This is a genomic window from Pectobacterium brasiliense (assembly GCF_013449685.1).
Taxonomy (GTDB): Bacteria; Pseudomonadota; Gammaproteobacteria; order Enterobacterales; family Enterobacteriaceae; genus Pectobacterium; species Pectobacterium brasiliense_A.
Window position 1 is genome coordinate 50,086 of record NZ_JACDSF010000019.1, and the last position, 14,340, is coordinate 64,425.

General features: G+C 51.3%; 13 protein-coding genes. 6 read left to right on the forward strand and 7 right to left on the reverse strand.

Annotated elements, in window-relative coordinates; genetic code table 11:
- Positions 1-31 precede the first annotated feature (31 nt).
- On the reverse strand, positions 32-751 hold the full coding sequence (gene mpaA / locus H0248_RS09795) for a murein tripeptide amidase MpaA (RefSeq protein ID WP_180785792.1): 720 nt from the start codon (positions 749-751) through the stop codon (positions 32-34).
- Positions 752-916: 165 nt separating this feature from the next.
- Between mpaA and H0248_RS09800 the strand changes: the two genes are divergently transcribed.
- Together H0248_RS09800 and zntB are read left to right on the forward strand one after the other, a co-directional pair.
- The gene (locus H0248_RS09800) at positions 917-2,533 is read left to right on the forward strand and encodes a peptide ABC transporter substrate-binding protein (protein ID WP_180785793.1); all 1,617 of its coding nucleotides are present in this window, start codon (positions 917-919) and stop codon (positions 2,531-2,533) included.
- Between the two features lie 123 nt (positions 2,534-2,656).
- Complete coding sequence (gene zntB, locus H0248_RS09805; RefSeq protein ID WP_180785794.1) at positions 2,657-3,640, forward strand: zinc transporter ZntB; 984 nt, start codon at positions 2,657-2,659, stop codon at positions 3,638-3,640.
- Positions 3,641-3,718: 78 nt separating this feature from the next.
- Here zntB and H0248_RS09810 read toward each other — a convergent pair whose 3' ends face one another.
- The 3 genes from H0248_RS09810 to H0248_RS09820 form a co-directional block, all read right to left on the reverse strand.
- Positions 3,719-3,961: a hypothetical protein gene (locus tag H0248_RS09810; protein WP_180785795.1), complete on the reverse strand. Its 243-nt coding sequence runs from the start codon at positions 3,959-3,961 to the stop codon at positions 3,719-3,721.
- Between the two features lie 50 nt (positions 3,962-4,011).
- On the reverse strand, positions 4,012-4,947 hold the full coding sequence (gene ttcA / locus H0248_RS09815; protein WP_039496602.1) for a tRNA 2-thiocytidine(32) synthetase TtcA: 936 nt from the start codon (positions 4,945-4,947) through the stop codon (positions 4,012-4,014).
- Between the two features lie 544 nt (positions 4,948-5,491).
- Entirely contained in the window at positions 5,492-5,764 is a 273-nt protein-coding gene (locus H0248_RS09820) for a hypothetical protein (RefSeq protein WP_180785796.1), read from the reverse strand.
- Between the two features lie 73 nt (positions 5,765-5,837).
- Between H0248_RS09820 and H0248_RS09825 the strand changes: the two genes are divergently transcribed.
- Both H0248_RS09825 and H0248_RS09830 read left to right on the forward strand, forming a co-directional pair.
- Positions 5,838-6,026 (forward strand): hypothetical protein, encoded by a 189-nt coding sequence (locus H0248_RS09825; protein WP_180785797.1) that lies wholly within the window; start codon positions 5,838-5,840, stop codon positions 6,024-6,026.
- Positions 6,027-6,201: 175 nt separating this feature from the next.
- Positions 6,202-6,492, forward strand: coding sequence for a putative hemolysin (locus H0248_RS09830; protein WP_039467674.1), 291 nt, complete (start codon positions 6,202-6,204; stop codon positions 6,490-6,492).
- Positions 6,493-6,525: 33 nt separating this feature from the next.
- Here H0248_RS09830 and H0248_RS09835 read toward each other — a convergent pair whose 3' ends face one another.
- The 3 genes from H0248_RS09835 to H0248_RS09845 form a co-directional block, all read right to left on the reverse strand.
- Positions 6,526-7,518, reverse strand: a complete 993-nt coding sequence (locus H0248_RS09835; protein ID WP_180785798.1) for a 2-hydroxyacid dehydrogenase — start codon at positions 7,516-7,518, stop codon at positions 6,526-6,528.
- Positions 7,519-7,637: 119 nt separating this feature from the next.
- Positions 7,638-9,191, reverse strand: a complete 1,554-nt coding sequence (locus H0248_RS09840; protein WP_180785799.1) for a methyl-accepting chemotaxis protein — start codon at positions 9,189-9,191, stop codon at positions 7,638-7,640.
- A 372-nt stretch (positions 9,192-9,563) separates the two neighbouring features.
- Positions 9,564-11,117 carry a methyl-accepting chemotaxis protein gene (locus H0248_RS09845; protein ID WP_180785800.1) on the reverse strand — a complete coding sequence of 518 codons (1,554 nt, stop codon included), beginning with the start codon at positions 11,115-11,117 and terminating at the stop codon, positions 9,564-9,566.
- Positions 11,118-11,488: 371 nt separating this feature from the next.
- On the opposite strand from H0248_RS09845, the gene H0248_RS09850 reads away from it, so the two are divergent.
- Both H0248_RS09850 and H0248_RS09855 read left to right on the forward strand, forming a co-directional pair.
- The gene (locus tag H0248_RS09850; RefSeq protein WP_180785803.1) at positions 11,489-14,080 is read left to right on the forward strand and encodes a YdbH family protein; all 2,592 of its coding nucleotides are present in this window, start codon (positions 11,489-11,491) and stop codon (positions 14,078-14,080) included.
- Positions 14,081-14,095: 15 nt separating this feature from the next.
- The gene (locus H0248_RS09855; protein ID WP_180785801.1) at positions 14,096-14,329 is read left to right on the forward strand and encodes a YnbE family lipoprotein; all 234 of its coding nucleotides are present in this window, start codon (positions 14,096-14,098) and stop codon (positions 14,327-14,329) included.
- Positions 14,330-14,340 lie beyond the last annotated feature (11 nt).

Consider the following 14,340-nt stretch of genomic DNA (forward strand, 5'->3'; position numbering starts at 1 on the left):
AACATTAGCAACATTGGTATAAAAATTACGATTAAAATTGCTGGCTTAGCAATGCCACCATCGCCTTCAGGTAGCATTCGCTGGCAGCATCTGCCGAGATTGGCGGAAGCTCAGCGGTAATGCAATGAAGCGAACGATCGGCGCACCAGCTTCCGAAAGAGCCTGGCGTGTCGTAACCGATACTCGATACTAACGGCAGTTCGCACCGCTGCGCCAACCAGAGACCGAGTTCGGAATGATGTGGATCTTCAATACACGCGAGTGGCTCATGAAAAGAGACAACCCAGTGAGGATTAAGTTTCTCAATCAGCGTGCAAAGGGCTTTTGTTTCCGGCTCTGAACCTGCCGTTTCGCCCGTGGATAGCTCGACATCGCGTTCATCTGCGGCGCTATTCCAGCGGTAGACTGTCTTCCCCGGTTGCCAGTTACTGGCCGGAAAATTGCGATTGAGATCGACACCGTTAGCGTTGGCACGCAGGCCCAACTGACAGCCATCTGGGTTCACCGCAAGAATCACGTGATGGCGGCGCTGGCCTGAAAAGAGGGTGCGAAGCGCGCAGGAAAGCGCCACGACTGCTGCGGTTTCATCGCCGTGTGTTCCGGCAATAATCAGCCCGCTCTCTGAGGGAGCTAATTCGGCGGGGAAATACAGCAGCGGCGCGCCCAGCAGCGATTTCCCATACGGTTCGCCCAGCGAAGGTAAATTACCTCGTTGCTGGCGTGCCTGAAGAGGAATGATCGGGTTTTCCATGTTGTTGCCCTGTGGTTACCTATGCGTTTCATCATAAAAAAATCGGCCCAGAGACGCAAACGGCGATGCGGGCTGACAAATTGCGGGGGTATCGCTGGATGATAGCGCTGATTTCTGACTATTATATTCTTCAATCAATTCATTACGCTTTCAGGTCAAATCATCATGCACTATGGATATTCTGCATTTTATGCCGCGTTGATGGCGGCCATGACGGGCAATGCCGTCGCGGCGCAGGTTCCGGCGGGAACGGTTCTGGCTGAGAAGCAAGAAATCGTCCGCCACATTAAAGATGAACCTGCTTCTCTCGATCCGATAAAAGCGGTGGGGTTGCCCGAAGCTCAGGTGGCGCGCGATCTGTTTGAAGGGCTGGTCAATCAGGACGCGAAAGGGAATCTGGTTCCCGGTGTAGCGCTGCGCTGGCAGACGACCGATAACCGCACATTTATCTTTACCCTACGCGATAATGCTCGCTGGTCTAACGGTGAACCCGTTACGGCAAAGGATTTTGTTTACAGCTGGCGTCGTCTGGTCACCCCTGAAAACAGCTCGCCGTTCGCCTGGTTTGCTCGACTGGCGGGAATTCAGAACGCCGAGCAGATTCTCGCGGGCAAACTGCCCGTCGATCAGCTTGGCGTGACGGCCGTCAATGATCACACGCTGAAAGTGCAGCTCAGCAAGCCTGTACCTTATTTTGTCAGCCTGACGGCAAATTTCAGCCTGTTTCCGGTGCATCAGGCTACGATAGAAAAATTCGGGAACGACTGGACGAAGCCGGGCAATCTGATTGGCAATGGCGCGTTTAAGCTGGATCAGCGCGTCGTCAATGAGAAGCTGGTGCTCACGCAGAATCCATATTATTGGGATAACGCCCACACGCGCCTGACAAAGGTGACCTTTGTGCCGATCAATCAGGAATCGAACGCGACGAAGCGCTACCTGTCTGGGGATATCGACATCACCGAGTCGTTTCCTAAAAACCTGTACCAGAAACTGCTGAAAGACTTGCCCGGCCAGGTTTATACGCCAGATCAGCTTGGCACCTATTATTACGCGTTTAACACGCAGCGTGCGCCGACCAATGACGTACGAGTGCGAAAAGCGCTGTCTTACGCCATCGATCGTAAAGTGATTGCGGAAAAAGTATTGGGCACGGGGGAAAAGCCGGCCTGGCACTTTACGCCGGACGTCACCGCGGGTTTCAAACCGACGGAAAGCCTGTTGCAGCAGTATTCTCAGGATGAGCTGGATGCGCAGGCCAAAGCGCTGATGGCAGCGGCGGGCTATGGTCCAAACAATCCTCTGAAATTATCGCTGCTGTACAACACGTCGGAAAGCCACCAGAAGATCGCGATTGCCGTGGCATCCATGTGGAAGAAAACGCTGGGCGTAGACGTGCGTTTGTCCAACCAAGAGTGGCAAACCTATATCGACAGCCGCAACAGCGGTAATTTTGACGTCGTGCGAGCGTCCTGGGTTGGCGACTACAACGAACCGTCGACATTCCTTTCGTTGCTGGCGTCGCACCACAGCGGGAATATCGCGCGCTTTAAAAATGCGAATTACGATCGCGTCCTAGATGAAGCGGGTAATCAGACTAACCCGCAGACACTGAATGCGGACTACAACCGAGCAGAGCAGATTTTGATGGATGAAGCACCGATTGCGCCGATCTATCAATACACCAACGGACGTTTGATCAAACCGTGGGTGAAGGGCTATCCGATGACTAACCCGGAAGACGTGGCATACAGCCACATGCTTTACATCGAAAAGCATTAAGTCCCGTAGTCATACATTGAATGATGTGGCAATAAAGCCGGAGCGGTCGTGATGGTCGCTCCGGCTGACAGAGTACAACACTGATAGCAAAAGAACTGATAGCAAAACCGTTGGAGGCAAGACGTGGAATCCTTGGCAGGAAAAGAGTTGCAACACAGCGGTGCGGTTCATGCGTATCAGTTGGATGGAAAGGGGGGCGTGACTCCGATTGGCGAGCAGGATGTGGTTAACAGCGAGAAACCCTGCTGGCTACACCTAGATTCTACATTGCCTGCCAGCGTGCGCTGGTTGAATAAAACGATGCTGGTGCCGGACAGCGTACGCAATGCGTTGGCGGGGGAAAGCGCTCGCCCCAGAGTGACGCGTTTGGGTGAAGGTACACTGATCACCCTGCGCAGCATTAACCTAAATGCCAATGCGCGACCGGATCAACTGGTGGCCGTTCGGGTATTCATTACCGACAAACTGATTGTTTCTACCCGACGCCGTAAAATTCTGGCTATCGATGAGATTCTTACCGACCTGAAGGAAGGCAATGGCCCCACGGACAGCGGAAGCTGGCTGGTTTCCATTGCAGAATCGTTGACCGATCATACCAGCGAGTTTATTGATGATTTGCATGAGAAAATCATCGATCTGGAAGAGGATTTGCTGGAGCAAAAAATCCCGCCGCGCGGCGAGCTGGCGCTGATTCGTAAACAGCTTATCGTGTTACGCCGCTATATGACGCCACAGCGTGATGTATTTTCGCGTATTTCCGGCGAGAAACTGCCCTGGATGCAGGATGACGATCGCCGCAGAATGCAGGAAATTGCCGATCGATTAGGGCGTGGGCTGGAGGATTTGGATGCCAGTATTGCGCGCACCACGGTACTGTCGGATGAAATCACTGCGTTGATGACCGAAGCGATGAATCGCCGTACCTATACGATGTCACTTTTAGCGATGGTTTTCCTGCCGACGACATTCTTAACTGGGCTATTTGGCGTCAACTTAGGGGGAATTCCCGGCGGCGATGCACCGTTTGGTTTTTTCACGTTCTGCCTGATGTTGGTGATATTGGTGGGCGGCGTTGCATGGTGGTTAAAACGCAGTAAATGGCTATAACGAGTTGCGGAGAGTGGGTGCGCAGATAATCACAAACTGTGGCGAACGGCTAAAAAACCACGCGTAAATTGAGCAATATCAACATTTTTTACCCTGTTGTGCGGCACTATCATTCCCGCAGGTGAATGCAACGTCAAGCGATGGGCGTTGCGCTCCATATTGTCTTACTTCCTTTTTTGAATTACTGCATAGCACAATTGATTCACACCATGCCGACAGTTTTGTCGGCTTTTTTTTGTCCTCTATTCCCATTCTTGCCTCTTCATCCACGCTGACAATAAAAAACACGGTGGTGAAACAGCAACCGCTGCTTCTTGCCACCGTGTCTCTATTCTTTAGGGTAATGCCATTCCTGCACCGGAATGTCGCGCTTATTTTATTTCCAGCACGTCAAGGCGGGTCACGGATGGCGCGTCATCGTCATCTTCCGGCTGCCAGCCAACGGGCTGCAACGGCAGTTCTTCACGGTCAAAAGCCAGATCGCCACCATCCACCACGTCGCTACCGTGACGAATGCCTTTAAAATCGAACAGCGCATGATCGGCAAGATGAGAAGGCACAACGTTCTGCATGGCGCTGAACATGGTCTCAATACGGCCAGGATAGCGTTTGTCCCAGTCACGCAGCATGTCTTTAATCACCTGACGTTGCAGATTTGGCTGCGACCCGCATAGGTTGCACGGAATAATCGGATATTGACGGGCTTCAGCAAAGCGTTCGATATCTTTTTCACGGCAGTAGGCGAGAGGGCGGATGACGATATGCTTACCGTCGTCGCTCATCAGCTTCGGCGGCATGCCTTTCAGCTTCCCACCGTAGAACATGTTCAGGAACAGCGTTTGCAGGATATCGTCGCGGTGGTGACCAAGGGCGATTTTTGTTGCGCCGAGCTCCGTCGCGGTACGATACAGAATCCCGCGGCGCAGACGTGAACATAGTGAGCAGGTGGTTTTCCCTTCTGGAATCTTGTCTTTCACAATTCCGTAGGTATTTTCTTCGACGATCTTGTACTCCACGCCGATGCTATCGAGGTATTGCGGCAGAACGTGCTCCGGGAACCCCGGCTGCTTCTGATCCAGATTCACCGCAACCAGAGAAAAGTTAATCGGCGCGCTCTGTTGCAGATTGCGCAGAATTTCCAGCATGGTGAAGCTATCTTTCCCGCCGGACAGGCACACCATAATGCGGTCGCCATCTTCGATCATATTGAAATCAGCGATAGCTTCGCCGACGTTACGCCGCAGGCGCTTTTGCAATTTGTTCAAATTGTATTGTTGTTTCTGGTTAATTTGTTGATTTTCTGACATTTTTATCTGTGCTCGTTGCAAAAGGCGTTGCGGATGGAAAACGGTTCAGTGCAGACGCTAACACGGTCTGCACGATCATGGCGTGTATGGTACGGATTACGGCGACGAATGCCAGATCGTTTTACAGCGGTGTTCCAGAATTACCCCGTAGGTGAAGGGACGTTGCTACTTTTACTCACTTTTTCACAGGGATAACAGAAAAGCACAACCTGCATGCTGTTTGGCTGTAATCGTGACATGAAGCCATTTTTGGCAACGGTGTCGCTTATTACTATCCTGATAGAGGAGTGTTCAAACAAGAGAGGAAGATATCATGAGTAAAGGTGCATCAAGAGGAGCATCGTCAAGTCACCCTCAACAGGGAGGGAACTGGCCTAGCACAACCGGAAATCCATCGGGTGGCAATAGAGGTAACGCTCCTTCATCTTCAGGTGGCAATTCAGGTAAGGCAGGAGGTGGCTCTGGCAAAGCAGGGAAGTAGGAGATATATAACCACGCTACAGCTTGTGAGTTAAATCCACTAGCTGTAGCGTTATTTATTGCGCTATTGCGGCAGGACTTCTTCAATTTTAGTAATGTGCGCATCGCCGCTCAGCGGCTTATAAATATGAATTTTGACAATTTTTAGTGGTGCCTCTGGTGTCGTTATCGTACCTTTGGTCAGGAACGAGTAGTTCGTGCCCGATACCACCTGTGTTGCAACAAATAGCGGCGTATAAGCCACACCCAGTAAATGTACGGTAGATTTAAAAAGTGATTTATCAGCATCATTCAAATCACGGAAAGCAGTCCATCCACCAGCAAGTTGATCTGACATTATTTCACCTCATTTAATTTGATTGATAATATATCGCTGCGTTTCCCTGTTAATATATTTACAGGACAGTAAGATGAGACTAGGTTATTTAATTTTTCTTGGCAAGAAAGAACGCCATTCTCTTTATATGAATAAAGTGAAAGCATATCAAAAAATAATAGATTTTATGTTAGTGATTAAGATATTTAAAAATATAATTAGTGTGGTAATTATATTTTTAAATATAAATATCAAAAAGTTTATGCAACAAGCCATCGACTAACCACGTTACGTTCTGAACGCTGTTTCCTTGATCTTTTCCCAGTTCCCCACATTGAGCTCTGTGTTGCCATTCCGAGGTGTGATAGATATAGTCTTCGTCTGAAAAGTCTATTCGATAGGTGCTGATGCCAAACGTGGTATCAGAACTTTCGCTCCACCCGATCCGAGGCCAAAACATGAAATTATTGCCATGGCTATGTACTGCCGCTGCGCTCCTGCTGGCGGGATGCAGTAATCATAGTGAGAACACTGCTGCTACCCAGCAAAACGCCACGCAAAATGATGACACAAGCGCCGTGGTGTTGCTGAAAAGCAGTTCGCCAGTTGACGTTAACTGTACGTTGATTGGTGGAACGATGGCGATCTCCCGGCAGCTTGATGGTGCGAGCGTGGGAGCCTGTCAGTTGGCCAACGGTAAGCGTTGTAGCGAACAATCGCTGATGAATGGGAGTTGTCCGGCAGGGTGAGTGTTGCGGCAGTCAGCACTGCCGCAGGAAAACTTAAGAGGTAACCAGATTTGCGCAAGGCGCGTTCTGGCTGATGTCTTTCAGGTTCTGTAGTGTGGTTTGGGAAATGCTGATTAGCGCTTCTTCCGTCAGGAACGCCTGATGCCCAGTAAACAGTACGTTGTGGCACGCAGATAAGCGGCGGAAGATATCGTCCTGAATCACATCGTTGGATTTATCTGCGAAGAAGAGATCGCGCTCGTTTTCATAAACATCCATACCCAGCGCACCAATTTTCTGTTGCTTCAACGCGTCGATAGCGGCTTGTGAATCGATCAGGCCACCACGGCTGGTATTGACGATCATGACGCCGTTTTTCATTTGCGCAAAGGCCGTCTGATTCAGCAGATGATGATTCTCCGGCGTCAGTGGGCAGTGCAAGGAGATGACGTCCGCATTGGCATACAGCGTTTTGAGATCGACGTATTCCGCCCCTAATTCCAAGGCCTGCGGGTTTGGATAGGGATCGAAGGCCAGCAACCGCATGCCAAAGCCTTTCAGGATGCGCATGGTGGCGATGCCGATTTTTCCGGTGCCGATAATGCCCGCCGTCCGGTTGTGCATATTGAAGCCAATCAACCCTTCCAGAGAGAAGTTCGCGTCGCGAGTACGCTGATAGGCACGGTGAATGCGGCGGTTAAGCGTCAGCATCAGGCCGACGGCATGTTCGGCGACGGCTTCAGGGGAATACGCAGGAACGCGTACCACGCTGATGCCCAGCTCCTTAGCGGCTTCCAAATCGACATTGTTAAAGCCCGCGCAGCGCAGTGCCAGCGTTTTAATGCCCAACGCAGCCAGTTCTGTCAACACTTCGCGCCCACCGTCATCGTTCACAAAGATGCAGACGGCCTGACAGCCCGCGGCGGTTTTCGCGGTGCGCGATGTCAGCATGAAATCAAAAAACTCTAGCTCATAGCCAAACTGCTGATTGACCTGTTCCAGATATTTACGGTCATACTGCTTCGTGCTGTAAATTGCCAGTTTCATTGATAGTTTCTCCGAAAAATCCTTAGGTTAAGCTATCAGAAAATCGGGCGGTGACAAACCGTTACCTGACTGACAGTAACGGTTTGAAATTGAGAGGTAAGAATAGCGTAAGAACGATGTTAGCGAGACGTGCTGAAAACTGACACAGCTTCGGACATCGTGGAGATCTGCTGTTCCAGGCTGTTAATGGCAGAACTGGAATGTGTCGCCAAAATGGTGTTCTGGCGCGTCAATTCATCAATGTTGTTCACCGCCGAGTTAATCTGTCCCAGGCCTTGCGATTGCTCTTGTGTCGCTAGGCTGATTTGGTTCACAAGCTGCGTCACCTGCTGTACCTGAGTCAATATATTGTGCATCGATTGGCTGGTGTGGTTGACCAATTTATCGCTGGTGTGGATGTTGGCGATCGTGGTGTCGATAATCGCCGCGATGTCTTTGGCGGCAGCGGCGCTACGCTGTGCCAGAATACGGACTTCGCCTGCGACCACGGCAAAGCTCTTGCCCTGTTCTCCGGCGTGAGCGGCTTCTACTGCCGCATTGAGCGCCAGAATGTTGGTCTGAAATGCCAGATTATCCAGCACGCTGATGATGTCGGTGATCTCTTTACTGGAACGGGTCATCACCGCCATGGTGTCCGTGACCTGATTCACCGCTTTCTCACCCGCATCGACGGCCTGATTGGCATCGTTCGCACAGCGTGTTGCCAACTGCGAAGCCGAGGCGTTGCTTTGAATCGTCGCTGTCAGTTCTTCCATTGATGACGCGGTGGATTGCAAACTTTGTGCGGTATCTTCACAGCGCTGGCTTAGCGTGTAATTTCCGGAAGCAATCTCGCCGCAGGCGTGGCGCAGTTCGGCCAGTTTGCCGTTGACATCATCGACAAACGTGCGGAAATTCATGCCGGATTGATTGACGGCGCGTAATAACATGCCAACTTCATCCACGCGATTAAGTTGAAACGAGTTATCCGCCTGTCCAGATGCGGAATTAATAGCTTGGCGTAGAATCTTTTCCAGTGGTTTTGCCAGGTGTTGAACTAATAATTCACTGGTTATTACTGCACCAGCGAGTAGCGCCAAAACAAAAACTAATAGCGGTATGGTGACGGGAAGCGTCGCCAGTAGGAAAAGTAGTGCGAATAGCATGAAAAAGAATATGTAGATTCTTATCCGCCAACGTACGGGAATAACATTAAATAAGCTAAGAAGTTTTAGCGGCCCTTTATAAATCAGCAGTCCCTGAAAGAGTCGGCGGTTTTTTAATTTATTCTCATTCATTTGGCGATAAAGTGCTTCAGCCTGCCGAATCTCTTCCGGTGAAACTCGGGTTCGTACCGACATATATCCTGTTATTTTTCCTTCTTTCATGAGTGGCGTTGTACTGGCTTTTACCCAGTAGTAATCGCCATTCTTGCGGCGGTTTTTGACGACGGCCGTCCAGATTTTACCTGCCTTCAGCGTGGCCCACATGTCGGCAAATGCCTGTGGGGGCATGTCTGGATGGCGCACGATATTGTGAGGTTGGTGGAGGATTTCCTCAAAGTCGTAACCACTGGCATCAATAAAATCGTCATTGGCATAAGTGATATGGCTATCAGTGGTGGTAACCGACATCAGCTTGGCTTTTTCATCTAATAAATACTGAATATCACTGACCGGAAAATTCTTACGCATTTATTGATCCTTTTAGTATAAGCAAGCATAAACGTAATGTTTTTAGATCCATGTGCTAACAGAAAAGCGATGAGTGCTATTTAATTAACGGCAATGTTTGCAAAATACTTAGCGAGTAGACTTATATATTCTTACTAGTTTCATCCGTTATTTTTTCTTTGGGAAACTGTTATGTTTTCTTTAGAAAATGAGTTGCCTAACCTGACTCGCAGTAAGCGCCAGTCGATGACCAAAAGCATTCATTTATTAAGTATATTATGACTCTGCGAATTTGCACTGTGGCCGGCGCATGTTTAAGAAAGGGATAAATGATGAGGAAACAGGGGGACGGTCGCCCTGATANNATAGGGGCGACCGTGAAGATGAGATTAGCTAGCGGGAAAGGCTGAAGACAGAGGCTGCCTGCACCATGCTTGATATCTGCTGTTGCAGGTGATCGGTGGCCGAATGCGATTGGCTGGCTAACGCGGTATTCTGATGCGTGAGCTCATCGATGCGGTTTACCGCTTCATTAATTTGATCTAGCCCCTGAGATTGTTCCTGCGTTGCGAGGCTGATCTCATTCATCAAATTGGTGACGTGCTGAACCTGTAGCAGAATATTGCTCATGGATTTATGCGTGTGTGAAACCTGCTGTTCGCCAGTACGAATGCTATTCAGCGTTTCGTCAATGATGGTCGAAATATTGCTGGAAGAAGAGGCGCTACGCTGCGCCAACGAGCGCACTTCACTGGCGACCACCGCAAAGCTCTTACCCTGTTCGCCGGCATGGGCAGCTTCAACCGCAGCGTTCACGGCCAGAATATTGGTCTGGAACGCGAGATTATCCATCACGCTGACGATATCCGTAATCCGTTCGCTGGAACGGGTGATCGTCTCCATCGTATCGGAGACCTGGCTGACAGCCTGCTCACCAGAGTTCACCGCCTGATTCACATCCTGCGTATAGCGTGAGGCTTGAAGCGAGGCTTCCGCATTACTTTTGATTGTTGCAGTAAGCTGTTCCACGGAGGCGGCGGTTTGTTGCAGGCTTTCTTCCGTTTCCTCGCAGCACTGTGCCAAGGTATGGTTGCCTTGCGCGATTTCATTACAGGCGTTTTTCAGCTCGCTTAGGTTAGTGTTCACATCGTCTACGAAGGTGCGGAAATTCATACCGGACTGGTTTACCGCGCGCATTAACATGCCAATTTCATCCACGCGATTAAGCTGCGTTAGGTTGTCCGCCTGCCCAGCGGCGGAACGCATGGCCTGAGCCAGAATTTGCTCGATAGGACGGGCAACATGGTGCACCAGAAGCTCGCCACTGACAAAACAGCAGGCGATAAGCAGCGGGAAGAGTACGGAAGCCAATGCGGTTCCTGCCAGCAGGGAATAGGCGGCGATGAGCGGAATCAGGCTAAAGAGCAGAAAATAGCTGCGGATGCGCCAGCGTAACGGCATGGTTTTAAAAAGACTCAGGATGCGCAATGGCCCAGTATAAATAAGCAGGCCATGATGGAAGGTGCGATATTTCAGTTTACCTTCGTTGGCACTGGCATAGAGTGCCTCAGCTTGGTGAATCTCTTCGGGCGAGGCGGCGGTCCGCACGGACATATAACCGGTAATTTCACCGCCTTTTCTCAGCGGTGTGGTGCTGGATTTTACCCAGTAATGGTCGCCATTTTTGCAACGATTTTTCACAATTCCCGTCCAGATATTGCCCGCACGTAGCGTTTTCCACATATCCGCGAAGGCGGCTGGTGGCATATCTGGGTGTCGGATAAGATTATGGGGCTGCCCCATCAGCTCATCAGTGGTATAGCCGCTGACATCAATAAAATCTTTGTTCGCGTAGGTAATATGGCTTTCTGGCGTAGTGACCGACATGAGTCTGGTTTTTTCAGAAAGAGGGCGTTGGCGGTCGGTTACAGGGGTGTTATTACGCATAAAGCAGTCCTTGATATGCTGTGTCCGAATACTGATTTAACATGAGGCATACCCACGACAATAAATCAGCGGATAGCGGTAAGGGTTCAGGTCGCTCATTGCTTTTTTAAGGCGGTCGGGCAGAAGGAGATAATCCTGATATCCACCCGTAAACGCTTTGTTCATGATGAGATAACGTGATTCATTACAAAATATAACCTCAATTAAACATTTTACCACGAAAGGGTAATGAGTACGTATGCACAATAGTAGTAAATGTGAGTTGGATGGTGCTGTTTGTTAACAAAAAGAGCGATTTGTGAATAAATAATCGACAGAGTCATACAGAACGAATTTTTACCGCTATTGAACAGGATGATTAACTCGTGCTAATGATTAAAAAACTTGCACTTTCAATGGTTTTCCTGTTCGTCGTATTGCTGTTTCTTTCCTGGCGAACATTGCCGCAGTGGCTACCGCGCCTTGCCAACATCTGGCTCCCGACGGAGATGTCTTTGACCGTGAATGGGACGCCTGACTGGCAGGACGGTGGGCTGCATAGCGCGGGATTCAGTCTTATGGCCGAGGAATGCACGCTCGTTGATGTACGGGATATGACGCTTCGTTGGCATAGCTGGCGATGGCATGTCGATATTGATGCCGTGACGTTAAACAGCGACTGCCTGCAGCCTGTGCCAGCAAGCAGCAGCACTGAGCCAGCAGCGCAGTTGGCGCAATGGCAGCAGCGATTGCCTGCTGCCGATATTCAGGTGAAGATGTTTACGCTACAGCCCTGGCAGGATTACGCCGGACAGGTGCGACTTAGCAGCGACGGCAAGCGGAAACAAACGCTGGATTATCAGGGCGACCAACTGGCGTTTAAGGCAGAACTGAACGAGAAACGTCTGACCCTGCATGAGAGCATGCTCGCCACACCGGCGGGGTTCGTGCGCCTGCAAGTTAGTGGTGAGATGGAACTGGCCGATACGCTGGATGCGGTACCGGTGCAGGGGCGGCTCACCGGAAAACTGGATTCAGGGCAAACGCCGGATCCGCTTTCGCTCCTGCTGGACTGGCATCATCAAGCGGGTGAGCTGGTACTGAATGCGGCGAATGATGAGACGCCGCTGATATCGCTGCCGTGGCAGTTGACGGATGAGGTGATTCAGGTGACTAACGGCGTCTGGCGCTGGCCTTATGCCGATCAGCCGCTCTCCGGGCAGGTTGCTATGACATTACAGCACTGGCGACAAGGGCTGGATGCCACCACGATTAACGCGCGGTTGAACATGCTGACGCAAGGGCATAATGGCAAGGCGAACGCTGTGTTGGTGCTGGGGCCGGGCAATATTGGCCTGCTCAACAGCGAATTGCGCTTTCAGCTTACCGGACAGGCAAATTTACCCGCACTTTCCCTGACGGCGACGCTGCCGGGGGTGTTGCAGGGCTCTATTCTCAATCCCGAACTCTCTCTTTTACCTGGGGCGCTGCTGCGTGCTTGGGGAACGCCTGCGCCGCAAATTTATCTTGAAGAAGCACGTTGGCCGTTGGCGGGCGTCCGAATCAGTTCGACGGGCGTGAATGGGCGACTACAGGCAATTGTGAAGGCGCGGGAAGCATACTGGGGACGTTTCAGCCTGCACCTTGACGGTCAGGCACAGGATTTCTGGCCGGATCAAGGGCAGTGGCAATGGCGTTATTGGGGCAATGGCCAGCTACCGCCGCTGAAAGGTCAGTGGGACGTGACCGGCCGAGGCCAGTGGCAGAACACCCTGATTGAAGTCACCCAACTGTCGAGCGGTTTGGATCAGTTGGGTTATGGCATTGTGACGGTGCATCAGCCTCGCTTGACGATCACTGAGCCGATTCGGTGGCAGCGTGCCCGTTCAGGTGAACATTTTCAAGGCGCGCTGCAACTGGCTTCCGAACGGGCGCACTTCAGCAACGGAGGCTACTTGCCGCCTTCGTTGTTAACGCTGGCGATGCAGGGGCGTAGCCCGGATGATTTCCAGCTACAAGGGCAGCTACAGGCTGAGGATATCGGGCCGGTCAGGCTGCGCGGCCGTTGGGATGGGGAGCGATTGCGCGGGGGCGCGTGGTGGCCGACACAGCCGCTTAAGGTGTTTCAGCCTCTGCTTTCTCCGCTGTTAAAAATGAACATCCGCGCCGGACAATTTTACGCACAGGCGGCATTCTCTGCTGCACGTAAAGAAGGATTCAGCGCGGGCGGACATTGGGTCGTGAAAAATGGCGGGCTGTGGTTACAGGATGGTGAGGTGAGCGGCGTCAACTTTGTCCTGCCTTACCGTCTGAAAGATCAGCGTTGGCAACTGGGCGTCAAGCAGCCTGTTGCGCTACGAATCGACGTGCTGGATAACCTGTTTCGGATGAGTAATATCCGCGTCGATCTCCAGGGCTTTTACCCGTACAGTGAGCGACGACCGCTGGTTATGTCTCAGGCTGATATGGATGTATTAGATGGGCACATTGGCCTGTCTACGCTGCGTTGGCCACAGCGGGAACCCGCGCTGTTCATCGTGAAGAGCGTGGATCTCAGCGAGCTCATGACGGTGCTGAAACAAAAGCAGTTTGCCCTGTCTGGGCGCGTGAGCGGCACGCTTCCGCTGAATTTTAATCACCCGACCACGCTGATTGAAGGCGGACGTATTACCAATGATGGATTTCTGACGCTGCGACTGGATAACCAACTGGCTGATGAGCTCGCGAGTAAAAATCTGGCAGGCGGGGCGGCGATTGGCTGGCTGCGCTATCTGGAGATTGGGCGTTCCTATGCCTCGCTTGACCTGAATAATCAGGGCGAATTGACATTAACGTCGCAGGTGCAGGGGAAAAACCCGCAGCTCAGCGCGAAACGCCAGGTGATTCTTAACTATCGCCATCAGGAGAATATCTTCCAGCTATGGCGCAGCTTGCGTTTTGGCGATAACTTGCGGGATACGCTGGAGCAGCAGGCCAATGAATAAATTCAAGGTAGAACAATGAACAAGTGCGAGACATTGCTGGCGGTAGGTTGCACGGTCACTTTCCTGACGGGATGTGTGCCGCGTATCGAAGTGGCTGCGCCCAAAGAGCCGATCACCATCAATATGAACGTGAAGATCGAACATGAGATTCACATCAAGGCGGATAAAGAGGCGACGCAACTGCTGGAAAGGTCGGACAATGCGGCTGGCGATGAGATAAAGAAAAGCGCGCCGGAAGGCGCGCAATAGTCAAGCCAAGT